Source organism: Streptomyces syringium, from assembly GCF_017876625.1.
In the GTDB taxonomy this organism is placed as follows: domain Bacteria; phylum Actinomycetota; class Actinomycetes; order Streptomycetales; family Streptomycetaceae; genus Streptomyces; species Streptomyces syringius.
On record NZ_JAGIOH010000001.1, the window covers coordinates 187,235 to 209,029 of the forward strand.

At 69.8% G+C, this 21,795-nt stretch carries 24 protein-coding genes and 1 pseudogene; 11 read left to right on the forward strand and 14 right to left on the reverse strand.

Annotated elements, in window-relative coordinates:
- Window positions 1-80: 80 nt before the first annotated feature.
- The 5 genes from JO379_RS00935 to JO379_RS00950 form a co-directional block, all read right to left on the reverse strand.
- Window positions 81-875, reverse strand: a complete 795-nt coding sequence (locus JO379_RS00935; protein ID WP_209513313.1) for a hypothetical protein — start codon at window positions 873-875, stop codon at window positions 81-83.
- 442 nt (window positions 876-1,317) lie between these two features.
- Window positions 1,318-2,793 (reverse strand): NF041680 family putative transposase, encoded by a 1,476-nt coding sequence (locus JO379_RS00940; RefSeq protein ID WP_307841830.1) that lies wholly within the window; start codon window positions 2,791-2,793, stop codon window positions 1,318-1,320.
- 476 nt (window positions 2,794-3,269) lie between these two features.
- The gene (locus JO379_RS33580) at window positions 3,270-3,398 is read right to left on the reverse strand and encodes a hypothetical protein (protein ID WP_281066566.1); all 129 of its coding nucleotides are present in this window, start codon (window positions 3,396-3,398) and stop codon (window positions 3,270-3,272) included.
- Between the two features lie 339 nt (window positions 3,399-3,737).
- On the reverse strand, window positions 3,738-4,043 hold the full coding sequence (locus tag JO379_RS00945; RefSeq protein ID WP_209513314.1) for a nucleoside triphosphate pyrophosphohydrolase family protein: 306 nt from the start codon (window positions 4,041-4,043) through the stop codon (window positions 3,738-3,740).
- Window positions 4,044-4,125: 82 nt separating this feature from the next.
- The gene (locus JO379_RS00950) at window positions 4,126-4,284 is read right to left on the reverse strand and encodes a hypothetical protein (RefSeq protein ID WP_209513315.1); all 159 of its coding nucleotides are present in this window, start codon (window positions 4,282-4,284) and stop codon (window positions 4,126-4,128) included.
- Window positions 4,285-4,480: 196 nt separating this feature from the next.
- Here JO379_RS00950 and istA point away from each other — a divergent pair, with 196 nt between their 5' ends.
- Both istA and istB read left to right on the forward strand, forming a co-directional pair.
- Window positions 4,481-6,040 carry an IS21 family transposase gene (istA, locus tag JO379_RS00955; protein WP_209513316.1) on the forward strand — a complete coding sequence of 520 codons (1,560 nt, stop codon included), beginning with the start codon at window positions 4,481-4,483 and terminating at the stop codon, window positions 6,038-6,040.
- Window positions 6,037-6,873: an IS21-like element helper ATPase IstB gene (gene istB / locus JO379_RS00960; protein WP_245381325.1), complete on the forward strand. Its 837-nt coding sequence runs from the start codon at window positions 6,037-6,039 to the stop codon at window positions 6,871-6,873. The genes istA and istB overlap by 4 nt, the downstream gene beginning before the upstream one ends.
- Before the next feature lie 20 nt (window positions 6,874-6,893).
- Here istB and JO379_RS00965 read toward each other — a convergent pair whose 3' ends face one another.
- The 6 genes from JO379_RS00965 to JO379_RS00990 are packed head-to-tail and all read right to left on the reverse strand — an operon-like array spanning window position 6,894 to window position 12,156.
- The gene (locus tag JO379_RS00965; protein WP_209513317.1) at window positions 6,894-7,316 is read right to left on the reverse strand and encodes a nucleoside/nucleotide kinase family protein; all 423 of its coding nucleotides are present in this window, start codon (window positions 7,314-7,316) and stop codon (window positions 6,894-6,896) included.
- Window positions 7,313-8,263, reverse strand: a complete 951-nt coding sequence (locus tag JO379_RS00970; RefSeq protein WP_209513318.1) for a nucleoside 2-deoxyribosyltransferase — start codon at window positions 8,261-8,263, stop codon at window positions 7,313-7,315. The genes JO379_RS00965 and JO379_RS00970 overlap by 4 nt, the downstream gene beginning before the upstream one ends.
- Window positions 8,264-8,286: 23 nt before the next feature.
- A complete protein-coding gene (locus JO379_RS00975) occupies window positions 8,287-9,105 on the reverse strand; it encodes a PfkB family carbohydrate kinase (protein WP_209513319.1) in 819 nt (272 codons plus the stop codon).
- 18 nt (window positions 9,106-9,123) lie between these two features.
- Window positions 9,124-9,945 (reverse strand): hypothetical protein, encoded by an 822-nt coding sequence (locus JO379_RS00980; RefSeq protein ID WP_307841840.1) that lies wholly within the window; start codon window positions 9,943-9,945, stop codon window positions 9,124-9,126.
- Window positions 9,942-10,643, reverse strand: a complete 702-nt coding sequence (locus JO379_RS00985) for an aspartate racemase/maleate isomerase family protein (RefSeq protein WP_209513320.1) — start codon at window positions 10,641-10,643, stop codon at window positions 9,942-9,944. The genes JO379_RS00980 and JO379_RS00985 overlap by 4 nt, the downstream gene beginning before the upstream one ends.
- Window positions 10,633-12,156 (reverse strand): radical SAM protein, encoded by a 1,524-nt coding sequence (locus tag JO379_RS00990; RefSeq protein WP_209513321.1) that lies wholly within the window; start codon window positions 12,154-12,156, stop codon window positions 10,633-10,635. The genes JO379_RS00985 and JO379_RS00990 overlap by 11 nt, the downstream gene beginning before the upstream one ends.
- 220 nt (window positions 12,157-12,376) lie before the next feature.
- On the opposite strand from JO379_RS00990, the gene JO379_RS00995 reads away from it, so the two are divergent.
- The gene (locus JO379_RS00995; protein ID WP_209513322.1) at window positions 12,377-13,762 is read left to right on the forward strand and encodes an NsdA family TPR-like regulatory protein; all 1,386 of its coding nucleotides are present in this window, start codon (window positions 12,377-12,379) and stop codon (window positions 13,760-13,762) included.
- Window positions 13,763-13,769: 7 nt separating this feature from the next.
- Here the strand turns inward: JO379_RS00995 and JO379_RS01000 are convergent, their stop codons facing one another.
- From JO379_RS01000 to JO379_RS01010, 3 genes are all read right to left on the reverse strand, one after another.
- On the reverse strand, window positions 13,770-14,579 hold the full coding sequence (locus JO379_RS01000; protein ID WP_209513323.1) for an SDR family NAD(P)-dependent oxidoreductase: 810 nt from the start codon (window positions 14,577-14,579) through the stop codon (window positions 13,770-13,772).
- 191 nt (window positions 14,580-14,770) lie between these two features.
- A complete protein-coding gene (locus tag JO379_RS01005) occupies window positions 14,771-15,259 on the reverse strand; it encodes an SAM-dependent methyltransferase (protein WP_307841842.1) in 489 nt (162 codons plus the stop codon).
- A gap of 78 nt (window positions 15,260-15,337) precedes the next feature.
- Window positions 15,338-16,723 (reverse strand): NsdA family TPR-like regulatory protein, encoded by a 1,386-nt coding sequence (locus JO379_RS01010; RefSeq protein WP_209513325.1) that lies wholly within the window; start codon window positions 16,721-16,723, stop codon window positions 15,338-15,340.
- A gap of 217 nt (window positions 16,724-16,940) precedes the next feature.
- On the opposite strand from JO379_RS01010, the gene JO379_RS01015 reads away from it, so the two are divergent.
- The 8 genes and pseudogenes from JO379_RS01015 to JO379_RS01045 all read left to right on the forward strand — a co-directional run bounded on the left by JO379_RS01015 (window position 16,941) and on the right by JO379_RS01045 (window position 21,679).
- Window positions 16,941-17,444: a hypothetical protein gene (locus tag JO379_RS01015; RefSeq protein ID WP_209513326.1), complete on the forward strand. Its 504-nt coding sequence runs from the start codon at window positions 16,941-16,943 to the stop codon at window positions 17,442-17,444.
- A gap of 57 nt (window positions 17,445-17,501) precedes the next feature.
- On the forward strand, window positions 17,502-17,960 hold the full coding sequence (locus JO379_RS01020; protein WP_209513327.1) for a DUF6415 family natural product biosynthesis protein: 459 nt from the start codon (window positions 17,502-17,504) through the stop codon (window positions 17,958-17,960).
- A 248-nt stretch (window positions 17,961-18,208) separates the two neighbouring features.
- On the forward strand, window positions 18,209-18,862 hold the full coding sequence (locus tag JO379_RS01025; protein ID WP_209513328.1) for an NUDIX domain-containing protein: 654 nt from the start codon (window positions 18,209-18,211) through the stop codon (window positions 18,860-18,862).
- A 134-nt stretch (window positions 18,863-18,996) separates the two neighbouring features.
- Window positions 18,997-19,626: a GNAT family N-acetyltransferase gene (locus JO379_RS01030; RefSeq protein ID WP_209513329.1), complete on the forward strand. Its 630-nt coding sequence runs from the start codon at window positions 18,997-18,999 to the stop codon at window positions 19,624-19,626.
- An 80-nt stretch (window positions 19,627-19,706) separates the two neighbouring features.
- The gene (locus JO379_RS01035) at window positions 19,707-20,171 is read left to right on the forward strand and encodes a DUF6415 family natural product biosynthesis protein (RefSeq protein ID WP_209513330.1); all 465 of its coding nucleotides are present in this window, start codon (window positions 19,707-19,709) and stop codon (window positions 20,169-20,171) included.
- 341 nt (window positions 20,172-20,512) lie between these two features.
- A pseudogene (locus JO379_RS34025) lies at window positions 20,513-20,725 on the forward strand (DUF6415 family natural product biosynthesis protein); the annotation flags it as partial.
- Between the two features lie 325 nt (window positions 20,726-21,050).
- On the forward strand, window positions 21,051-21,470 hold the full coding sequence (locus tag JO379_RS01040; RefSeq protein WP_209513331.1) for a helix-turn-helix domain-containing protein: 420 nt from the start codon (window positions 21,051-21,053) through the stop codon (window positions 21,468-21,470).
- Complete coding sequence (locus tag JO379_RS01045; protein ID WP_209513332.1) at window positions 21,467-21,679, forward strand: hypothetical protein; 213 nt, start codon at window positions 21,467-21,469, stop codon at window positions 21,677-21,679. Before JO379_RS01040 ends, JO379_RS01045 begins: the two co-directional genes overlap by 4 nt.
- Window positions 21,680-21,795 lie beyond the last annotated feature (116 nt).

Consider the following 21,795-nt stretch of genomic DNA (forward strand, 5'->3'; position numbering starts at 1 on the left):
CGATTCTTCAAGTCATCTGCCATCGCTGTACTCCTGACCAGTCATGTCATCGACGCTTGGAAGGGCGACAGCGTCGCCTGTCAGTCGAACAAGCCGCCGACGACTCCGGCGACGGCTCCGCCCAGACCTCCTGCGACCGCCCCGGGGATGCATCCAGCTCCTCCTCCGGCGACGGCTCCGCTCACGCACCCGGTGGCCAGTCCCATGGCGGCGCCCTTTGCGGCGTCGTTCACCCACTTGGGGTCGGCGACGACGGGAAAGGCTGTGGAGTCCGTGGTCTGTACCGACTGGATGAGGGCGTTGCCGTCGATGCGGTAGCTGGTGGGTATGGGATTGCCGGTAGCGTCCTTGGCCCAGGGTGTAGTGAAACCGCCGAGGAACGTGCCGTTCTTGGTGACTGCGGCGACGGCGCCGGTATTGAGCTTGACCAGGCGGGCGCCGTCGGGCAGGCCGATGTCGTAGCGCTGTTCGCGCGGGGCGGTGGCGTTCTTGAGGACGGCCAGGGTGCGGAGGCCGCCGTCAGTGGTGGGCTGGATCGCGAGGTCGGTGGCCTTGGCCGCTCCGGGGTAGACGGTGGTGTTCTTGCCGGCCTTGGTGCCGATGACGTTGTTGTTGCTGGGAAGTGCGATGGATACGGCGTCGCCCGTTGCGGCGATAGTCTTCGCGTCCCCCGTGGAACGCTGGGGGATCGTGGTACCTGAGGCCGGGGCTGGGGCGATGCTGGTGGTGCCGGTGGCCTTCTCGACCGTGGCCGCAGTGCCTTCGGCTTGAGAGGGGGCGTCGCTGGCCAAGGCGACGGAGGCGGTTCCGAGGGTGAGAGCTGCCGTGCTGATGAAGACGGCGAAGCTGCTCACCAAGCGCTGACGGTGGTTCATGAAAGCCCCTTCATGGGTGATGTGCGGGCCCCGGCGCAGCCGGTGGAGGGGGGTGGCTGGCCGGGATGTCATGACCTTGGCATGCGCAAACGATCATGGGAAGGGTGACCGCCAAGCTCGGCGATATTCGGGGCTTTAGACCTTGCATATGCTGATCCATTAGGGCCCTGCCCCTCGGATTTTCGGGCCATTCTGCCCTTCATGCCTCGCTTCTGCGATGCTATGGCTTGCCTCCTCGATGCGGCGACAAGTGCACCTCCGTCCAGATGCGCCCGCAACCTGTGCTCGCCGTTCTTTCGCTCGCCACACCAGGCCGGGCAGTTGCCGTTCGGGGAATGGTCACCGTGACCGTTCCCCGAACGCTTGCGCAAAGTACCCACTTCGGGCCTGCGGCTCTTGACCTGCTGATACAAGGTTCAGAAACAGGCACATAGCTTGTTTTTTAACCAGTTCGGCGCGGTTTTGTGCCGACTTTGTGGTGGGTGGGGCGGCTGAATGCCTCGCCGGTGGCGAGGACTCTGCCCACGTCATGGCGGGTGGCTGGGCGGCGGTTCTTCGAGCCCGGCGGCCTGCCTGGGCCGGGCCGGGACGGTTTCGGTGCACCGGCCGGAGAGCCGGTCTTGGTGTGGAGGTTTCTGAACCCTCTGCGGACGCGGGCGGGTGTCAGTTTGTTCGGCGGAGCCGGCTTCTCCCAGGGTCTGCGGAGGTCAGTGGCCAGCGGTCGGGCGAGCCGGAGCTGGGCATAGGCGGCGATCACGAGCCAGGTCCATCGGTCGGCCGCTTCCGAGCTGCGAAGCCGGGGCCTGGTCCAGCCGAGGGTCTGCTTGAAGAGGCGGAATGTGTGCTCGATGTCGAAGCGGCGGAGGAATGACTGCCAGCAGCGGTCGACGTCCGCTTCGGTGGCGCCGGCGCGCGACCACCACAGCCAGACCGGCTTGTTCACCCCGCCGCTGGGCAGCTTCTCCACGACCAGCCGGATGACGGTGCCCTCGATGATGGGCAACGGCCCGTCGTGGTCGAGCCACGCGGCCCGGCGGGTCAGCCGCGGGTGCAGACGGTCCCACGCCTGCGCGGTCGCTTGCCCGTAGAGCCGGGTGTCCGTGACCGTCACGGCCTGCTCGACACCCCAGGTGGTGGGGTCGCCGAAGACGAACTCGCCGCCGTGCTTGGGCGGCCGGCCGCCCTTGGGGTTGGCCAGGTGGAACTCATGGCGGGAGGGTGTCGGACGCCGCATCACGCGATCTGAACGGAGCCGGCCGAGGACCTCGACGGGCAGGTCACCCAGCAGGTGAGCGATGCGCGGGGCGTCGTATCCGGCGTCCAGCACGACCAGGACCTCCTGGTCGCCCGGCCGCCACTGGCCGGCGGCGACCAGCCGCTCGACGACCTCTCGGATCTGCACGGTGGTCACCGCGGCGACGTCGGCGCCGGGCTCTAGGCGGACCGCGTCCAGCACTGCCGTCCAGGACGTGCGGCCGGTCTCCAGCGCGGCCACCACCGAGTACGGCCAGCCGGGCACCATCTGATGCTTGCCCTCGCCCCGGCCGAAGGTGTGGCAAAAGGCCCGGTCAGCAGACGTGCTGGCATCCGGTCGCAGCCACGGCGAGACATCCACCGCCAGCACGAGCCGGCCGTCCGCCGCCCTCGGCAACGGCAGCCCAGCCAGGGCACGACGCAGCCGGGCGACGTCGATCCGGCCCTGGTTCAGTCCGCCGTACAGAGCCCCGTGCCCACGGCGGTGTTCGGGCGCGAGCGCGAGGCCGACCAGCGTCCGCACCGGCCCGTCCGTGCACAGCAGCGCGTCGCATAACTCGAACAACGCGTCGCCCCGCGCAGTCAGACACGCGTACAGCTCCGACCGGAAGTGTGACACTTCCGCGAACGCATCCCGCAGGACACCCTGACGCACCAAACTCACGACCACGGCCTTCGCGCTGATCCACTCTGTGACGGAGCACAGGATCAGACGAAGGCCGCCTACGTGTCCGCTGAACTGCGGAAACACCGATCAAGTTCGAGCCGCGTTCGATGCCGGTCGTTAAATGACAAGCTGACCAGCGAAGAGATGCCGGCGAGCTCATGAAGGGGCGAGTATCTGCGGGACACCGGCTCGGCGTTCCCGCACCGTGCCGCCGACTGAGACTGGGGTGTCAGAAAATGTCCCAGCGCGTCGTTGTGTCTCCTGAACGGAGGGTGTCCAGGCGGTGTTGCAGTTGCATGGCGGCCTGGGCGTCTCCGGTGTCGGCTCGCCTGATGAATGACCCCAGGGTGTGGAGGTCGCGTATGGCGATCAGGACGGGGAGTCCTTCCCAGGCGCGCGGGTCGTAGCCGTAGGCGCGGGTGAACGCGTCGAGCTTTCCGGGTGGCTGGCCGAAACGGGTGCCCGGCGCCAGATCACGCCCCGCTGGTCCAGTGCGGCGCGGTGCTGGGGCGGAATGCTGCCGGTTTGGCGTCGTGGTCGAGGTTGCGGTAGTAGGAGATGCGGGCGCCGAGGGCGTAGCCGGTGTCATCGAAAGCCGCCATCCAAACCAGGTGCGCCTGGTCTTCGCAAAGTCGTCGCGACGCGAACGACCACCTCACAGGCAGAACAGCGGGGCTACCCAAGGCGGCGACGGCGCCAGCGGCGCCCGCGTCGAGATCCCGCCCGCGGCCCTCGCCTACGGGAACGACACCCGATGGGTGGTCCTGGCAGGAGGCCAAACGAATCCGAGGAGCTGCACCAGGCCCTCACCGGTACGAACCCGTACTGCCGGGGTGGACGGCATGGCGTGCCCTCGGCGGCTCCCCAGGCCGGCGTTCGGTGAGAGACCTCGGTCGGCACCTGAGCTCAAGGGCCCAATGGTGCTCTGGCCGCAACTGCCTTCATCCGTCGCTGACACGGATGTGCGCGCCGTGGGCGTTGCGCTGGTAGGTGCGTTTTGCGTTCTTCTCGATCTTCTGTGTGACCTCGTGGTCGAGGTCGACTCCGTTCATTTCAGCCAGTGCTGTCAAATAGAGGAAGGCGTCGGCCAGTTCTTCGCCGAAGTCGGGAAGGCCTTTGCGCCAGGCGGTGAATGCCTCGCTGACTTCGGCGGTGAGCAAACCGAACTCAAGGGGGGTGTTGGTGGTGTTGAATCCCTTTTCTGTCTTGTTCTCCCAGGCGAGTTTCTGGGCGGATCGGATGTCCAAGGCTCCTCCGGCGCGCGGTGCGGTAGTGGCACCGGCAGCGTAACGAGGGGCACGGTGTGCGCGTGGAGGATCGGACGGAATCTCATCCTGGTGTGGGTGGTCCGGGAGTCGTGGTGTCGATGGTGACGACCGGTGTGTGGGGGGCCAGTGAGCCGAATACGCGCTGGTAGGCGGTGAGGAGTTCGTTGATCTCGTCCAGGGCGGGAGCGTGCCCGTCCCTGGTTGTCAGGCGTTGGCTCACGATGGCTGAGAGCGGACAGCGCAAGATCCTTGTAGGCGGACGGGACGGCCCCCGCTGGGCGGACAGCTGATCTCCCTCTCCGTGGACCCATTCGTGTCGGTTCCGAACAGACGATCCCTCCGGGGGTTGGCTCAGTGCTGCCTGGCATTGAGACCGACCACCCGGAGGGACGTTGAAGAAGTCTGACAGGGAGATCATGGAAATCTTCGAGGCCCTGGACGCCACTGAATGTGCGCATTCCGCGGCTGCGCTGGCGGGGGTCGATCCCAAGACCGTGCGACGTTACGCACGGATGAGGGACACCGGTCGGCCAACCGGTCTCGTCCGCCGGCCGAAGATGATCGACCCGTTCATGCCGAAGATCGAGGAGTGGGTCGACCGATCGCAGGGCAGGGTGCGGGCCGACAAGCTCCACGACCGCCTGGTCCTGCTGGGGTTCACCGGTGATGAGCGCACGACCCGGCGGGCGGTGGCGAAGGCGAAGGAAGCCTGGCGGGCCGGGAACCAGCGGACCTATCGGCCCTGGATCACCGAGCCGGGGCTGTGGTTGCAGTTCGACTGGGGCTGGGGGCCGAAGGTCCCGGGCCCGGGCGGCGGTGAGCCCCGCGTGACGCTGTTGTTCTGCGCGTGGCTGGCCTGGTCGCGGTTCCGGGTGGTGATCCCGACCTGGGACCGGACTCTGCCGACGCTGGTGACCTGCATCGACTCGACCTTGCGGGCGATCGGCGGGGCGCCGACCTATGCGCTGACCGACAACGAGAAGACGGTCACGATCGACCGGGTCGCCGGCATCGCGGTCCGTCATCCCCAAGTCGTCGCGACGGGGCGGCATTACGGGATGCAGGTTCACACGTGTGTCCCCTTCGATCCCGAGTCCAAAGGCGGGTCGGAGGCGACGGTCCGCATCGCGAAGGCGGATCTGGTGCCCACGACGGCGAATCTCCGCAAGGAGTACGACTCGTTCGCCGAGCTCCGCGGCGAGTGCGCGATCTTCTGCCAGACGGTGAACAACCGGACCCACCGCGAGACGGGCAAGGCTCCGTCCTCGATGCTCGACGTCGAGCGGACCAGGCTGCATCCGCTGCCGCCGGCGCCTCACACGCTCGCGCTGGGCGAGTCGAGACAGGTGCTGCGGGACCAGACCGTCCGTTTCGGGTCCGTGCGCTATTCGACGCCGTCCGGGCTGGTCGGCCAGGAAGCCTGGGTGAGGGTCGACGGCGACGAGCTGGTCGTCGTGGCCGACCTGTCGAAGCTGGCTCACCGGCCGGAATGGATGCAGGGCCCGGCCGGCCTGGCGGAAGTCGCCCGGCACGAGATCGCTCTGCCCGGCCGTCCGGTCATCCTCGCCGAGCACTATCCCAACCACCCGCAGGAGATGGACGGTTCACCGAAGCCGCCGCGGCCCCGGCCCGTCGATGCCGCCGAGGAAGCCTTCCTCGCGCTCGGTCCCGGGGCGAAGTCCTGGCTGATCGAGGCCGCTGCGGCGGGGACCACCCGGATGCGGGTGAAGATGGCCGCCGCCGTCGAGCTCGCGGCCCTGGTCAGTGTCGCCGAGGTCGACATGTCGCTGGGGCTTGCCGCGACCGCGGGCCGATTCGCCGAGGACGACCTGCTCTCCATCGTCCAGCATCGCAAGTCCGGCGTCCGTCCCGCCGACCTCGTCGTCGCCGACGAGGCCCACTCCGTTCAGCCCGGCACTTCCGCCTGGGCTGACTTCGGCCGCAACGGCGGCCCGGCAGAAAGGAATCTTCCATGACCGGCATCGCGTTGCTGGACCCGGAAACCGACCAGCCCGTCCCGGCCCCGTCTCCGGTCCCCTCCTCACCGGCCCCGCCGCCGATCCCGGCCGATCTGGAATCCGTCCTGAAGCGGATGCGGTTCCCCTACTTGCGCAAGGCGGCCCCGGACGTGCTGGCCACCGCCCGGTCGCAACGCTGGGACCCGGCCGAAGTGCTGCGGATCCTGCTGGAAGAGGAGATCAAGGGCCGGGAGGCGGCGACCCGCCGCAGCCACCGCAAGCAGGCGAACCTGCCCACCGGCAAGACGTTCAGCTCCTGGCGGGAGGAGGACTCCTCCATCCCCGCTCCGACCCAGCAGGCCCTGATGACGCTGGAATGGGTCGGCCGGTCGGAGAACCTCGCCATCGCCGGCCCGTCGGGCACCGGCAAGAGCCACTTCGCCGAGGCCCTGGCCCACAAGGCCATCGACCGGGGCATGCAAGTCGCCTGGTTCAGCCTCGAATCGCTGACCGCCCACGTCGGCCGGGCCACCGTCGACAACTCCGTCGCGAAGGCGATCGCGAAGATCACCCGGGCCAACCTCATCATCCTGGACGACATCGGGATGCTGCCGTCCGGCCAGGCCGCCGCCGAGGCGTTCTACCGGGTGATCGATGCCGCCTACGAACGCAGGTCCGTGATCGTGACCTCGAACCTGCATCCGTCGGGATTCGACTCGATCATGCCCAAGACGCTCGCCACGGCAGCAGTCGACCGGCTGTTGCATCACGCGCACATCGTCCTGACCGAGGGCAGCAGCCTCCGGCTCACCCAGGCAACCACGGGCAAGGGCGTCAAGCCACTGCACTGAGCCAGTCGAGGGACGAAAAGTCACACCGCACAAGGAGATGAACTGTCCGCCCACAAAGAGGTGCAATGTCCGCTCACCCGGATGACCGCGTGTCCGTGGACAATGGCTGGCGGTGAGGTGAGGTGTATGAAGAGCCCTTGGCGAGTGGCCAGGGTCTCGGCGAGGTCGATCGCCTGGGCGTGGGTGATGCGGGAGCGGCCCCGGAAGAGCGGGCCGTAGACGAGTTCGCTGATGAAGCACCGGTCCAGCAGGAGCTTTCCCGGCTGGTTGAGGAGGGTGCGGTAGCGGCTGGTCAGGTCCTGGTGGTCGGGTGTGCGGGGCGAGTGGACGACGGTGAAGCCGTATTTGTCGGACAGGTGGGCGGCGAGGGTGCTCTTGCCGACGCCGTCGCAGCCGTCGAGGGCCAGGGTCTGCCGGTCGGCTGCTATCGCGTCGAGGTTCATGGGCGGAGCCAGGATACGAGCGTCTGGGGGCTGTCGAGGCGGGCGTCGCTGGCGTACTGGATCATGAGGTTGCGCCAGTTCGGTTCCCGTCCGTCGGCGTGCGTGAACACGGTGTGCGTTTGGTAGGCGCCAACGCGTGCCCCGCGGGCTGCTGCGGCGCCGATGAGCAGGGCGGCTCCGGGCGGGGTTTCCGGGCCGGAGACGTCCGCCAGCAGGACGCTGGCGCGGCTGGCGTTGTCCAGGTCTCGCTGTGCGGCCGCGCTGGGGTTGGTGGCGGTGAAGCGTTCGGCTGCGTGCACCTGGTAGCCGCAGGCCTGGGCTGCCTCGGCCAGTGTGTGGGGGAAGGGGTGGTAGGGGGATGGCTCGAGGAAGAGGGTGCGGTTACCCGGGGGGCGGTGGGCCTTCCGCCCGGTCTCTGGTGCGGGTGCGTCGTGGAGGGCTTTGAGGACGGCGTCCAGGGCCGCGTGCGTTTGGAGGCGGTTTCGCTCGTGGAAGACGGCGAACCGTCCTGCGGGCGGCGCGCCATAGCTCTCGTGTGCTGGGACCAGGTGGGGTGTGCGGACGGTGTGGCGTGCCATGGTCTGGACGAGGGGGTCGGGGAATTCCAGGCGTGGTCCGTCGTCGGTGAGGGAGTAGGTCTGGAAGTCGGTGCTGAGCACGGTCACTGGGACGCCCAGGGTGTGGGCGTAGCCGATTTCCATGCAGACGCCGTCGTCGAGGCTGGGTCCGTGGAGGATGGCGATCATTGCGTGGAGGGTGTGGAGTCGGTCGCGGTCCAGTTGGAAGAGGCGGTGTCCTTTGACGTCGGCGACCAGGTCTTCCTCGTCGGTGTCGCAGAAGGGGAGGAAGACGGTGTCGGGGCCGGTGGTGGCGGCGAGGCGTTGGGCGAGTTGGGCGGCGAGGGCGCGGTCGTGGGCGGCGAACAGCCGGTGGGCGATGTAGTACACCGGTGGGCTCCCGTCGGGAGGGCTCAGGGGTGGCGTGGTCCGGGGATCGGCAGCGGTGGCGCGCTGAGCTGGTCTGCGGCCGCCAGGGTGGCGCCGGCCAGAGCCGTCCTGGGTGCGGCTCCTTGCGCTTGGAGGGCGAGGAAGGTGCCGGCGAAGGTGTCGCCGGCCCCGGTCACCTCTCCATCTGCGGTCACGGGCGGTCTGGACGTTGCGGTCTGGAGGCCGTGGTGGAGGATCCGTGCGGTTCCCGGGCCGTCTGTCACGACGATTTCCTTCAGGTCGGCCGGGCTGGCCACCTGGGTGAGCAGCTGGTGCTCGGCGGCGTTGACGAACACGGTGGCGGCTCGGGAGAGCCAGGGGCGGGCGGCTTGGATCATCTCCGGGGCGCTGGGCAGGAAGAAGTCGATGCTGAAGTCCGTGTCGCCCGTGGTCAGGGCGGTCAGGAGGGCGGGCACGTCGAGCGGGCGGCGGCAGCACAGGTGGTAGGTGCTGTCCGGGTGGCGTGCGATGTCGTCGAGGGCGTGGTGGGTGAGGTGCTCGGCGACGCCGTAGTGAGCTGTCAGGTCCGTGAGCTGGCCGTGGTCGTCGTAGTCGATGACGAAGGCGGCGGACGGGCCGTCTTCTTGGCGTAGTGCCGACCAGTCGAGGGCGGCGAGTTCGGGCAGGTGCGGGATCTGGGCGAGGTCGGTGCCGATGACGGAGACGGGGGTGGCGGGCCGGCCTGCGCGGGCGGCGGCGCGGGAGAGCAGGAGGGCGGCTCCTCCGAGTTGGCGGCCGCCGCGGTGGTTGGGGTAGCGGGTGTGGTCCCGGGAGATGTTGCCGATGACGCGGAGCGGTCGCATCCGTTCTCCCTGGGGTGGTCAGGGCCGGGTGTGCGGGCAGTCGATGGTCTGGAGGCACACCGGGCGGTTGGGGCAGATCCGGTGGGAGGGTCTGTTGAGGTGGAGGCGTTTGAGGTAGATGAGTACCAGGTGCAGCCACCACGTCGGGGGTGCGGTTTCGGGGATCTTCACGTCGTACTGGTGTTTGCTGATCAGTGTCCGGAGGTCGTCGGCGCGGGTGTGGGCGGTGGCTTCGAGGAGGTGGCGGAGCTGTTCGTGCGCTACGGGGCCGCGGGGCAGGGGGACGCCGAGAGCGGGGGCGAGTCTGGTGACCATGCCGGAGTCGACGGGGATGATTCCGCAGTGGTAGCCGCGTGCGTAGAGCAGGGCGCATTGTGCGACTTTGTAGGAGGCGCCGCGGACGTGGGTGGCGAAGGCCCGGATGAGTTCGTCGGTGTCCGCGTCGGCTGCTGTGGGGCTGACCGCTTCCTTGTCCCAGTGCTGGAGGAGGTCGGTGAGGGAGCGCAGGTAGCCGATGCGGGCGCGTGGCAGGCCGATGGGCTGGATGAGTGCAGTGAGCTCGGCGTCGGTGCTCGTGGCCAGGGTGTCGAAGCCCCGCGTGTCCGCTGCGTTGATCACGTCCGCGTAGGTAGTGATCATCCGGTAGGAGACGCGGGTGGACCAGCCGGCGGCCAGCATCCGCATGCGGGTGTCGGTGATCGAGGTGGGCCACCACCGGTTGTTGTCGTGGTTGGCCTCCACTTCGGCCTGGACGTCCGGCAGGGACGCGGCCCGCTGGGCGAGGCGGAAGACCCGGCTGATCTCAACGGGGCTGGGTCTGGAACGCTCCACACGCTTCACTGGTGTGCTCCTCGGGAGAGGCTGGCTGCGTACATTCCCATGGCGAGGTTGGAGGAGATCACTGGCTTTCCCCATCGGGTCTGCAGGTGGTCCAGGACAGGCAGAGTGTGCCAGCCGGTGCAGGAGAGCACCACGGCGTCGGCGGCGCGGAGGGCGCGGGCGGGGAGGGTGTTCACCAGAGCCGTGATCTGATCCGGGGGGATCTGCGGGTAGCCGTCGGCCCGGTCCAGGCTCGTATCGGCCAGGACCTTCAGCCCGGCGGCCTGCAGGGCGAGCGTCTCGGCGCGGGTCACCCGGAGGGGGTAGGGGGCGGCCAGCACGACGCGTTCCGCGCCGAAGGCGGCCAGGGTGCCGACCAGGGCTTCGAAGGCGGTCACCACCCGGGGCGGAAGGGGAGGTCCGCCGGTGAACCCCGCGGAGGTACAGGCCAGGATGACCGCATCCAGGGGCAGGTGTGCCATCGAGTCCAGCGCATCGGCTGCTGCCGCGCGCAGCCCGTGCCAGAAGGACGCGTCGACAGCCGTGGTCCGGGATGCCGGAACGAGGCGGGCATAGTGGAACACCACGTTCCGCAGGTGGAGGCGAGGCAGTTCACTCTCGACCGCCACATTCGCCCAGGGCAGTAGAACACCCAGCCGGGCGGGAGCTGCCGGCAGGCTGTCGCGGGCGGTGAGGAGTCCGCGGGTGTCAGGGGGCATCGGTGTGGCGCTGTCCGTAGACCATCCGCGGGGCATGGCCGGTGACGGTGAGCGCGCCGGGCGTCCCCACGGGCACTGCCGCCTCTCGCTCGACGATCTGGATGGAGTACGACCCGAGCCTGCGCCACCAGGTTCCGCCCTGGTCGACGAAGTAGGAGTGCAGGCCGGGGATCTTCAGTCCGGCGGGGTAGACGCGCTCTTTCATCGGCTGGTCCCAGCCGTGGTCGATGTCCGCCTTCCACGACGTGAAGTGCTCGGCCGACGGCAGTGCCGTCTGCGGGGTCTGGGTGGCGAGCGGTGTTCCGGGGAAGGCGCGCGCCTTGCGGACGTTGGTGCGGTGGCACAGCAGTCCCGTGTCCAGGATGTGCGCCAGTCCGCGGAGGTTGGCGATGTGCGTGGCGTGGGTCTCTCCGGGCAGTCCGTAGATCAGGTTCAGGCCGGGAAGCAGCCGGGGCAGACCGCCGGGGCCGCGGTCGGCCCCGGCGTCGTTGACGTGGCTTATGGCGCGGTAGAGGATCTCGGGGGTGCAGGTGAGGGTGTTGCGTTCGATGACGGCGGGGTCGAAGGACTCGATGCCCATCGGGGCGCAGTTGCCCTCCGTGCCGTACTCGGCGACCAGTTTGGCGATGCGCAGCCCCACGGGGGCGGCGACGGCCAGCGGGTCGGCGTTGTCGATGTGGAGCACTTCCAGTTCCGGGCACCGCTCCCGGATGCCGGCGAGCAGGGCGCGGATGGCTTCTTCGTCGCGGTTGCGGTAGGAGAAGAAGCAGGTCTGCTGGCCGAGCCGGAAGTTGCGGACGCCGGCGTCGTACAGCTGTCCGGCTTCCTCGATCACGTCGCCCACGTCGCGGAAGGTGACGAGCGGGGATTTGGCCGGCTCGTTGCAGAAGGTGCAGAACGTACGCCGGGTGCAGCCCCGGTACAGCTCGAGCTCGGCGATGGGCCGCCACTTCATCTGCTCCACCAGGCCGGTGAACGAGGTGCGGTCCTCGCGCAGCTGCCCGTAGGCGGCCGGGGCGAGGCTGCCCGTGGCGATGTTGGCGGAGGTGAGAGTGTGGGTGTGGAGGGCGTCGAACAGCCCGGCCCACTGGGCGGGTTCGGCGGCCGCGTAGGTGGCCATGGGGCCCAGGAGGCAGCGGTTGCCGCGGACGCAGGCCACAGCGCGGGCGATCTCTTCCAGGCCGGCGTTGACCGCGTGTAGGTGCACCGAGGGGACCTTGTCTCCTGCCACGACGACCACGGCTGCCGCGTCGTGCAGCAGTGCAAGGGCCCTGTAGCGGTTGACGGTCGCCGAGTAGGTGAGCCGGTCGCTCAGCGGCGGCTGGACCGCCGGCTGTCCGCCTGCCAGGTTCCACCGCACGTCATCGACGGTCAGGTAGTGCACGTCCGCGCCCGGCCAGGCCCGTCCGAGAGCCGACCAGGCCTGGCGGACATAGGTGGACAGGTACGGCGGCACGCCGAGTCCGCTGGGTTCGACCGTGTAGCAGTCCAAGATCACGACGGGTTTACTCATCGCTTTCCCTCCCTGGGCCGGCGCGAGTGTCGGCGGCTGCCCCGGGGCGGCGAGATGAGGGTGGGTGGGTGTTCACCGCCCCGGGTGGTCTCAGTGTCGGCGCTCCCGGGCCGCCCGGGGCAGAGTGCACGGACGTTGTCCGGTTGTACGCGCGTTGTTCTCGCGCAGCGCCGTGCCGAAAGGCTGGAATGCCCGCTGATGGTCGCGGCATTATCAGCGTATGAGCGCGGACGAGGGATCGGGCCAGGCGAACACGGCGCTGGCGTCGGCGATCGAGGAGGCGGGATGTACCCATGCCGCTCTCGCCCGGCGGGTGAACGAACTGGGGCGTTGCCAGGGCGTCGTCTCGCGCTATGACAGGGCTTCGGTGACCCGGTGGATCCAGGGGATGACGCCCCGGGGCCGGGCACCGGAGTTCATCGCGGCTGCCCTGGCCGGCTACCTGCGTCGCCCTGTCACTCCGGCAGGCCTCGGGTTCGCGGTCCAGGCCCAGCGGCCGGTCGCCGCGCGGGCGTTGGCTTACCGTGAAGATGTGAGTGAGACGCTGCACACGCTCGCGGAGCTGGGCTCCACCGACATCTCTCGACGCAGCCTGCTCGGCGCCGTCCCGTTCGTCGCCGCGGCCTTGCTGGATCCCCAGCGTCAGTGGCTGCTGTGGCTCCTGGAGGAGGAGCAGGTCCCGCGCCTGGAGGCCGTGGCCGGCGCCGGTCCGGTGGAGGAAGTGCGGGCCATGATCGGCATGTTCGATGAGATGGACAACCGGTTCGGCGGCGGTGGGGTCCGTGCGAGCGTCGTCCATTACCTGAGCGCGCAGGTCGCGCCCATGCTGCGGCAGCAGGGCATGCCCGCCTCCCAGCGGCGGCAGCTGTTCACGGCGGCCGCGAAGCTCGCGGCGATGGCGGGCTGGAGCTCCTACGACTCCGCTGATTACGGCCTCGCCCAGCGCTACATGATCCAAGGGCTCCGGCTGTGCGCGGAAGGCGGTGACCGGGTCCTCGGCGGGCAGATCCTGGCCGGTCTGTCCCATCTGGCCACCAGTCTCGGCAGCCCGGACGAGGGAGCGGCTCTGGCCAGGGCGGGCATCGCCACCGCCAAGCGCGCGGGCAGCCCGCTGGGCATGATGCGGCTGCATGCCATGGCCGCGCGCGCTTTCGCCGCGCGCGGGGACTCCCATCAGGCCACGGCCTGTCTGCACTCGGCAACCGCGGCCCTGGAGGCCAGCCACGGTGCCGCACAGGAATCGGTCTGGGTCCGGTTCCTGGACCACCACTATCTCGAAGCCGAGGCCGCCCTCGTCCACCGTGACCTGGGCGAGGCCGTCCAGTCCGAGCGGCTCGCGGACGCCTCGGTCCACGCGAATGCCGACCGCCGCCGGCGCCAGGCCATCAGCCGTTCGGTCCTGGCCACCGCCTATCTCCAGCAGCAGCGTCTGGACGAGGCGATCGGTACTGCGACCCAGGCGCTGGACCTGCTCGGCGGGATCCACAGCGAACGCTCCGTCCAGGCCCTGCGCGACTTCCGCACCCGCCTCGCACCGCGGCGAACCGAGCCGATCGTGCGCGAGTTCGAACGCAAGGCGCGGCCCGTCCTCGGCGCGGCGGCCTGAACCGCGGTCAGTACCCGTCCGCGGTGGGGGCGTTCTGGCCCTTGTCGACGGGGATGTTCGCTCCGGTCACGCCGCCCGACCGATCCGAGAGAAGGAACGCCACTACTTCGGCCACTTCCTGCGGGGAGACGAGCTCGCGGCCGGGGAACTCTGTCCTGAAGCGGTCGAAGGCCTCTGGGTCCTCACGCCGCATCCGGTCCCACCGCTTGCCGGGAATGAGCATGGAGCCGGGAGAGACCGCGTTGATCCGGATGTTGTCCGGTCCCAGCTCGCGGGCCAGCGAACTCACCATGTGGATCTGGGCTGCCTTCGCTGTCCCGTACTGGGCCTGGGGCCCGGGCTTCCATCCCGAGATCGACGCGATGACGACCACCGAGCCGCCACCCGCAGCACGCAGGTGAGGCACGGCAGCGGCCGTCAGACGCGCTGTATAGCCAGCGTTCATCTCCCAGGTGGCGGACCAGTCCTGGGCAGATGCCTGCTCCAGTGCCCGGCCGCGCGCGCCGCCGGCGCAGGCGACGATGCCGTCGAGGCCGCCCAGCTCCGCCGCCGCATCCTCAACGAACCTCTCCAGAGGCCCGCTCTCCACCACGTCCACCGCCCGGCTGAACAGGCGCGCCGACGGACGCTCTGCCCGCAGGGCGGAACTCAGCGCCTGCAGCCCGTCGCCTCCCCGCGCGCACACCGCTACCTGGGCACCCTGCGCCAGCAGCAGCCGTACGATCTGCTCCCCCAGCCCCCGCGAACCGCCGGCCACCATAATCCGCCGCCCGGTGAACGCCCGCACGTCCCCCACTCCGAGCCCGTCCTGAGTCATCGGGCACCTCCCTCGCCGTACAACCTCTGCGCCCTCGCATGCACGAACACAGCCGCCGTGCGCACTTCTCAGCCCCTGGAAGCGACGGTTCCCTGGAGCCCATGCCCTCCACCTGGGCATCGGCCGACCACTTCGCCAAGCACCCGCCGTGGCGCAAGGGAGAGTATCCAGTGAACCCGCCCAGCTGCCGTTCACATCCCGCCAGGGGACTTCCAGTAGTCCTTGAGCATCTCGGACGGCCATCGTGGCTGCGTCACCTCACCCCGGGGCCCGAACTCTTCGAAGTAGGGCGCCAGGTCCACAACCGGCGTTCCCTCGACCGCGTCCAGGTCCTGCACATGAAGGTCGAGTCCCTCCACCCGCAGCAGGCGGGGGAAGGAGGTCGCCAGCTGGTTGGGGCGCCGGTGGTTGCGATGGACGAATGTTCCCGTCGCCGGCCACTGCGGATTGTTGCGGGGGCTGCGCGCGTGAAGAGCAACGTCGTCCGGCGAAGCCAGGTGGAAGCACCAGGTGACCAAAAGGTGGGAGAACTCCTCCAGGCCCTGGACGGTCTCGGCGGGGAAGCGGCCGGCGTCGAGACGGATGACGGAGCGGACCCCACCCCAGTGATCGTCCGTCGGCTCGGTACGCCCCCCGACCACGGTCCCAATGGGCCGCACCTCAAACGAAGCGGTGGACACGGGCTTCCCCTCTCGCACCCCGAGCGGCACCCGGCGCGAGCTGCAGGCCCGCCACCCGTCCGCGCTGCCATAGTGCGGTCAGCCTACGTCCTTGAGCACCGAGCGGGCCCGGGCGTCGAGTGCGGCGGTCGTGCTATTGCCGCGGCCCCGGAACGGGGAAAGGGAACGACGCATCTGCACGACGGTCTGGCGTGCCCGGCCGGAGTGGATGCCGCCCATGGCATCCAGGGCCTGTGCCCAGGTCGCGCAGGCGGCGTCGAGGGCCCCTCGCTGGGCTTGGACGGCACCGAGGTAGCCCAGTGTCACCGAGTGCGTGCGAGCGAAGGCCTGCTGGCCGCGCGTGCGGACGCTGTGGGTGAACGCGGCTTCCGCGCCACGGAGATCCCCCAGGTCCCGCAGGGTGCAAGCCGTTTCGTGGGCCAGGCTGGCCTCGGTGAAGAACCAGACACGGCCTGGCTCGTCGTCGCCCGGGGCGGTACCGCTCAGGTCACTCTCCGCGCGCCGCAACGCCGCCCGCGCCTCCTGCTTGTCTCCGGCGGCGGCCAGGCTGCGCGCGTGGACGACACCCAGAAGGGCCTTCTCCCGGGGGCTGGCGGAGCCATAGCGCTTGTGGTCCAGGGAGGCTGTAGCCAGGTCCACGGCCTGGCGGGGGTGACCAAGGTCCACGGCCTGATGAGCCATGGCCCGCAGGATGTGACCCGCCAGCGGCCCGTCCTCAGCCTCTGCGGCGAGGCGGACGGCGAGGGTGAAGTAGTGCTGGGCCAGGCCGTGCTCGCTGGCGTCGAAGGCGGTCCAGCCAGCCAAGTAGGCCGCTTCCCCCGCGGCGGTGAGCATCTCTCGCCGTACCTCGTCGGAGGCGAAGCGACCGCTGAGGTAGGCCGTGATGTCGGTGCGCAGGTAAGCGACCAGGGCGGCCCTGCCGTCGCCGCCGCCGCGGCGCTGGTCGCGGCGGGAGAAGAAGGCGACCATCTCGCGGACACTGTCGACGTCCTCGGCGCTGGTCGTGCGGGGGGAGGCAGGCGGCCGGGTGCGGGCACGCTCCGGTACCTCCTCCCACCACGAACCGGCGGGAAGCAGGAGCCCGGCCACAGAGTAGGCCGAGCTCGCCAGCATTTGCCGGCGCTCTATGTCCACGTCCATCCCCCCGAGGTCCACGAGCACGGTCAGCGGATCGGCAGCCCATTGCGGTGCCATCATCGCCGCCGGGCCGGACGTGAGCCCGATCTCGGCGAGCGAGACCGGGCGGCGAAGCCCCCGCGACAGCGTCTCGCACAAGATACGGGGCGCCCGGCCGCTGGGCCTCACACCGCGGACCCACTGGTTGATATGCGAGCGCGTCGTGCCCGCCAGTTCCCTCGCTCCGCTCTCCACTGCCACGCGCACGAAACGCTGGGCGGTCTGCTCCTGCGACCAGCCCGCTTCTCTGATTGCCGCCGCCAGCTCGACGTTGCGCCGGTGAGCCACGGTGCGCCCCCTGCCTGCAAAACGATCTTTACCTGCCTTACCCGGGCCCACACCCTCGCGAAGGTACCCAGGAGCGATCAACAAGAGTTCGCTCTGCACCACGATATTCGCCAACAGCCCTGTCAAGACAGGTCGTTCACAAAAGCGTGCCGCATGCCGCACTGAAGCGACGGCCCGGAGCCTTCCCTCCGGCGCTGCCCGGTACTTGGAGGACGTGATGACGAGGACATCTGTCTGGCCGCCCACGACGCACGACCGGCCAGCTGTGCTGCACGCGTACACCGACCTGCTCCGATGGCCCCTCCAGGTAGGCGGACGGCCGGTCACCGCCGAGGAGGCTGAACACCTCCTCGCGACGGACCCGGGCCTGCCCCTGGAGACGGACGGCTCGCTCTTCGACGCCGCCACCGTGGCCTACTCCTTAGGCCTGGAAACGCTGATCCGCCTTGACCGCATGCCCCAGGTCCCGCCCGTGCCGTGCTTCACCGACGGGCACAGCACCGTGACCTTCCTCCTGACGCCCGGTACCGGGGAGGGCCTCGCCGGGCTCAGCGACGTCCGGGTCGGCGCGGGTGGGCCGGTCGCTCTGCCTCCGTCGACGGGGCTGCGCTGGGACACCCCGCCGTGGAACTGCACCGTGCCCGAAAGACTGGCGATCCCCGCTGCCGAGGAGCTCGCACCCGCCTTACGAGCGGCAGTGCGCCTGTACGGCCGGTCGTGAGCGACGCCTCGGCCACAGCGCACGAACACCCGCACCAACCTGTCCTGGAGAGTCCCCATGCCGCCCGCCACCACGTCGTTCCCCGACGCCGACCGGTACCAGCCGCAGTGCGACATGCCGCAGTGGGACGACAGCTGTTTCCCGGCTCCGCCCTGGCGCGGCCTGCCCGACCCGGACGGGGCGGGCTGCTGGGAGTTCTGGGACGCGACGAGGGCGAGGGACGTGTACGAGGATCTCGAAGCGGTCCTCGGTGAGCACACCACGCACACCGCCACGGGCCCGGAGGAGACCCGGGAGCTGACCGGGCGTCTGGTCCCAGCCCTGCGCCAGCTGACCGACTACGCGAGGCTCCTGGTGTCCGCAGGCCCGGGCACCGAGGCGCACCGGGCGCTCAGGCGAGCCCGCAGTCTGCTGCACCTGGCCCCGCCCACAGAGCCGTTACCCGCGCTCGCCCACCTCCGCCGGGTCGCGCTGGCCACCCTGGACCTCCTGGAACTCACCGGAGACGCACCGTGAGCGGGAGCCGACGCATCACACCCGGGCTGCCAGTGCATTGCCGCCTGCCCGCTGCCGGGGCGGCCGATGACCGCGAGGCGGCAGTCGAGCCGTGCGTCGCCGCCGTGAGCACCGCACGGCCTGTGCCGTCCGTGCTGGTCGCGCGACAGCTTCACGACACGCGGCCGGCTGCCTGTTGCATGCAGCCCGGGCGGTCACCCCGCAACCGATCTTCGACCAGATGCCATGGCCCGGGAGGGGCACTACTGATGCAGAGGGTCTACGACTCGCGCGGCCCGCAGCGCCGTGCGTCTGCCCTGATCCGCGACGACAGCGGCCGGGTGCTCACCGTCTGCCATACCGAGCGGGACCGGTACTGGCTGCCCGGCGGCTACGTGCGCCCCAGGGAAACACCGCGGGACGCTGTGGAGTACGAGGTCCGCAGGCTGACCGGCCACACGATGAAGCCGCGTGGGCTGCTCGTCCTGGAACACCGGGACGTGGAAGGTGAGGAGCCGACCACGGAGTTCGTCTACGCGGTCCGGCCTGTCCCCCAGGACATCAAGATCGTGCTGCCGGAGCCGGATGGTCGGAGTCCTGAGATCTGGGCCTACCGGTGGCTCATGCTCGACGAGGCCGTCGAGGTGTGCGTCCTCGACGCCCACGTGCGTCTCCTGAAGGAGCCCCAGGGCAGGCAGGCGAGTATCGGCAGTCACTGCTCCGCGCTCCTGGCGCTCCAGATCCGCGCCGCGGTCGAAGCGGAGACCACCGGCACCGTCATTGAGCTCACCAACGGGCTTCCAGCGGGTAACGCCGAAGCCCGGCAGCAACCGGCCGTCGAGGACAAGGCGGACCGTGTGCCGGACCAGGCGCGCCCGGCACCTCCAGGCCACATGGAGTACGCGCCATGGCTGACCTCCTGAGCCGATCGACGCAGGCGTGCACCCGCCAGGTACGCAGCTGCCCGCCCGGCCTTGCTCGCCCGGGCCCTCGTGCAACTCCTCGGCCGGCTGAACGACATGCATGTCACCACCTCGCTGATCCGGAGCCCCCTCGCATGAAGAACACCGACCACCACACCAACGCTGTAACCACCCAGCACGACCCGTTCCTGGCGCACGGGCGCGGGCAGGCCCCGGTCTACGAGATGCAGCCAGCGGCCGGGGCTGACCGAAGGGCGGTCTCAGACCTGATCGCCGACCGGATCCTTCAGCTGGGCGAGGATGCACGCGTCGGCATCGAGGCCCCTGGGGCCACGGTCGTGGACCTCGTGGGCCAGACCGAGGAGGGCCGCCCCATCGTGTGGCTGATGCGCGAGGATTCCCGGCTGCTGGGATGCATCGCGCTGCTGGGCTCCACCCCGGGGCATGGCTGGTCGGCAGAGCAGCTGGCCGAACCGGCACTGAGCGTCATAGCCCTTTTCACCGACCCCCGGTGCCGCGGCCAGGGACTGAGCCGGTTCATGGTGTGGTGGGCGCTGGACTATGCGGCGCGCCTGGGTGGTGTGGACTGGCTGCGCGGCGTCGCCCGCTCCGACCGTCTGATGCGTTACGCCCGGGACGACATGCGGTGCAGCGGTGTGGAGACGGTGCTCCGCGGCGGCCGCCATGTCCATCTGCTGCAGCACTGTCCCCGGCGGACGCCGTCGCTTGCAGCGCTCATCGCGGAGAGCACCCCGGCCGCCTGACCGGGACACCCCGCCCACACCCCGACGTCGCCGCGCAATGGTCACGGCGGACGAACCAGTACTTTGTCCTGGAGGATCCCTTGTCGCCGAGCACGGTGTTCCCTGACGTCAACCGGTACCAGCCGCAGTGCGCCATGCCGCGGTGGGACGACAGCTGTGTCCCGGCGCTGCCTTGGCGTGGCCTGGCCGGGCAGGACGGCGCCGGCGTCTGGGGGCTCGGGGACGCCGCTTGGGCGGGAGCTGTGTACGAGGATCTCGAGGCGGCTCTCGGTGAACACACCGCGCACACCCCTCCGGGGGCGGATGAGACCCGTGAGCTCACCTGCCGTTTGGTCCCTGCCCTGCGTCAGCTGGCCGACACCGCCCGGCTCCTGGCGGCCGCAACTGCGGGCACCGAGGCGCACCGGGCCGTGGGGCGGGCCCGCGATCTGCTGACCGTGACCCCGCCCGCAGATCCGTTACCCGCGTTCGTCTACCTCCGCCGTGTCGCGCTGGCCACTCTGGACCTCCTGGGCCTCCTGGAGCTCTCCGGAGATTCGCGATGAGCGCGAGCGGGCCCGCCGGCCCCGGGCAGCGGGTGCGTCACCGCCGTCCCGCCGGACGGCACCAGGCACGCCGGGCCGCTGCTGGCGGCCAGGCCGGGCCGTGCGCACAGGACTTCGTTGGACCCATCGTGGAGGAGCCCTCACGCCTTGGGCGGAGGGGTACCGGTGAGCCTTGTGCGTGCACCGTCCGTTCTCCGTGTGGGGAGCACCTGCCCCTCGCTGTGGCGCTGGGGATCGTACGCACGTCAGGTCCACTGGACGAGGCCGCGGCTTCTTCGAGGGGGCTGGTTCTCGTGGAGAGGGTCCTGGCGGGGCTGTGTGGGTCTCGGGCTCTGGTTGCCATGTATGACGACCTCGAGGCCGTGCTGGGTGAGCGTGCCGATCCGAGCGGGGCCGAGGTGGAGGAGCTCACCGGGCGGTTTCGCGAGAACCTCCCCCAGTTGATCGCTGTCCGCCGTGGTGCGGCGGCTGCGGCAGCAGGCCGAGCCCACATCCTGCTGAAAGAGGCCCCGCCTGCGGACTTCGGGCCGGCACGGACGTATCTGCGCCGGCTCGCCTTGATCACCCGGCCATGCTCGACGTGCTGGACGAGGACGAGGGATGACCGATTCCCCGGTCCGGCGCTCGCCGCGCCGCAGCCACTCGCAGATCTCGACCGGTGCCGTGGGCGATTACGGTCCGCCAGCCGACCGGTGGACCGCCAGAACCGGCCGTGGAGGCCCGCCGAACCCGGGGTCGGGGCGGTCACGGGCACATCAGGCCACCACGCACGCCGCAGGGTTCCAGGCTCTGCACATCAGGCTGCACACGGTGTGCAGCTCTATCAGAGAGGAAATCATGGGTACCAGAGCATTCCACCGGCCACGGGACATAATGCAGTTGACCAGGACGGAGGTCAGCGTCCTCGAGTATTTCGCCGAGGGGCTCACCACTGGCGAGGTAGCCGAGAAGATGGGCATCAGGCCAGGGACACTGACCGGACACATGGGCCACATCCGCGCAAAGCTGACGGTGGGCGACCGGCCTGTCATGGTCCACGCCGCGTATATGGGTGGGCAGTTGCGGCGCCCCGAGGCCGCCGAAGCGCCCGTCGCGTTCACCAAGCGAGACCATGATCTGTGGTACCTCCTGGCCACTAAGCCGATGGCCGAGATCGCGCAGGCCCTCTACGTCTCCCGGGACACCGCCCGCGGCATGATCAAAGACCTGAGGGCGCGGGCCGGTGCCCTCAGCGACGTCCACTTGGTCAAGCTCGGTCACGCCTACGGGATCCTCGGTGCGGAGGTGACCGCGCGGTGAACCGCCTGCTGGACACCCTGGGTGCGGCCGCGCCGCTCCTCGCGGTGGCGCTTCGAGCCCTGCTGGCCGTTCGCCCGACGTTGCTGCTCGCCTTCATGCCGGCCCAGACCGCCGCCGCCCCGGGCATCTACGCCACGTTCCATTGCGCCCAGGCCCACACGGTCGCCAGGCCCGGAAACGGCCGCTTCTCCAGGAAGGGCGCAGCATGAGCACCGTCTTACGTGGCCCGGTGGCTGGGCCGGTCGCGGCTGCCGGTGCGCACTCTGGCCTCCACGATGCGGCAGGGGTTTCGGCCGCGGAGCGGCTGTGTGCTCTGCGTCGGCAG

Excerpts from the sequence above, each read along its gene's own strand:
- istB (WP_245381325.1), top strand. The coding sequence starts at position 6,037 with ATGACCGGCATCGCGTTGCTGGACCCGGAAACCGACCAGCCCGTCCCG.
- JO379_RS01000 (WP_209513323.1), bottom strand. The coding sequence starts at position 14,579 with ATGACTCAGGACGGGCTCGGAGTGGGGGACGTGCGGGCGTTCACCGGG.
- JO379_RS00935 (WP_209513313.1), bottom strand. The coding sequence starts at position 875 with ATGAACCACCGTCAGCGCTTGGTGAGCAGCTTCGCCGTCTTCATCAGC.
- JO379_RS00975 (WP_209513319.1), bottom strand. The coding sequence starts at position 9,105 with ATGCGACCGCTCCGCGTCATCGGCAACATCTCCCGGGACCACACCCGC.
- istA (WP_209513316.1), top strand. The coding sequence starts at position 4,481 with ATGGAAATCTTCGAGGCCCTGGACGCCACTGAATGTGCGCATTCCGCG.
- JO379_RS00985 (WP_209513320.1), bottom strand. The coding sequence starts at position 10,643 with ATGCCCCCTGACACCCGCGGACTCCTCACCGCCCGCGACAGCCTGCCG.
- JO379_RS01025 (WP_209513328.1), top strand. The coding sequence starts at position 18,209 with ATGCAGAGGGTCTACGACTCGCGCGGCCCGCAGCGCCGTGCGTCTGCC.
- JO379_RS00965 (WP_209513317.1), bottom strand. The coding sequence starts at position 7,316 with ATGAACCTCGACGCGATAGCAGCCGACCGGCAGACCCTGGCCCTCGAC.
- JO379_RS00990 (WP_209513321.1), bottom strand. The coding sequence starts at position 12,156 with ATGAGTAAACCCGTCGTGATCTTGGACTGCTACACGGTCGAACCCAGC.
- JO379_RS01020 (WP_209513327.1), top strand. The coding sequence starts at position 17,502 with ATGCCGCCCGCCACCACGTCGTTCCCCGACGCCGACCGGTACCAGCCG.
- JO379_RS01030 (WP_209513329.1), top strand. The coding sequence starts at position 18,997 with ATGAAGAACACCGACCACCACACCAACGCTGTAACCACCCAGCACGAC.
- JO379_RS33580 (WP_281066566.1), bottom strand. The coding sequence starts at position 3,398 with ATGGCGGCTTTCGATGACACCGGCTACGCCCTCGGCGCCCGCATCTCC.
- JO379_RS01015 (WP_209513326.1), top strand. The coding sequence starts at position 16,941 with ATGACGAGGACATCTGTCTGGCCGCCCACGACGCACGACCGGCCAGCT.
- JO379_RS00995 (WP_209513322.1), top strand. The coding sequence starts at position 12,377 with ATGAGCGCGGACGAGGGATCGGGCCAGGCGAACACGGCGCTGGCGTCG.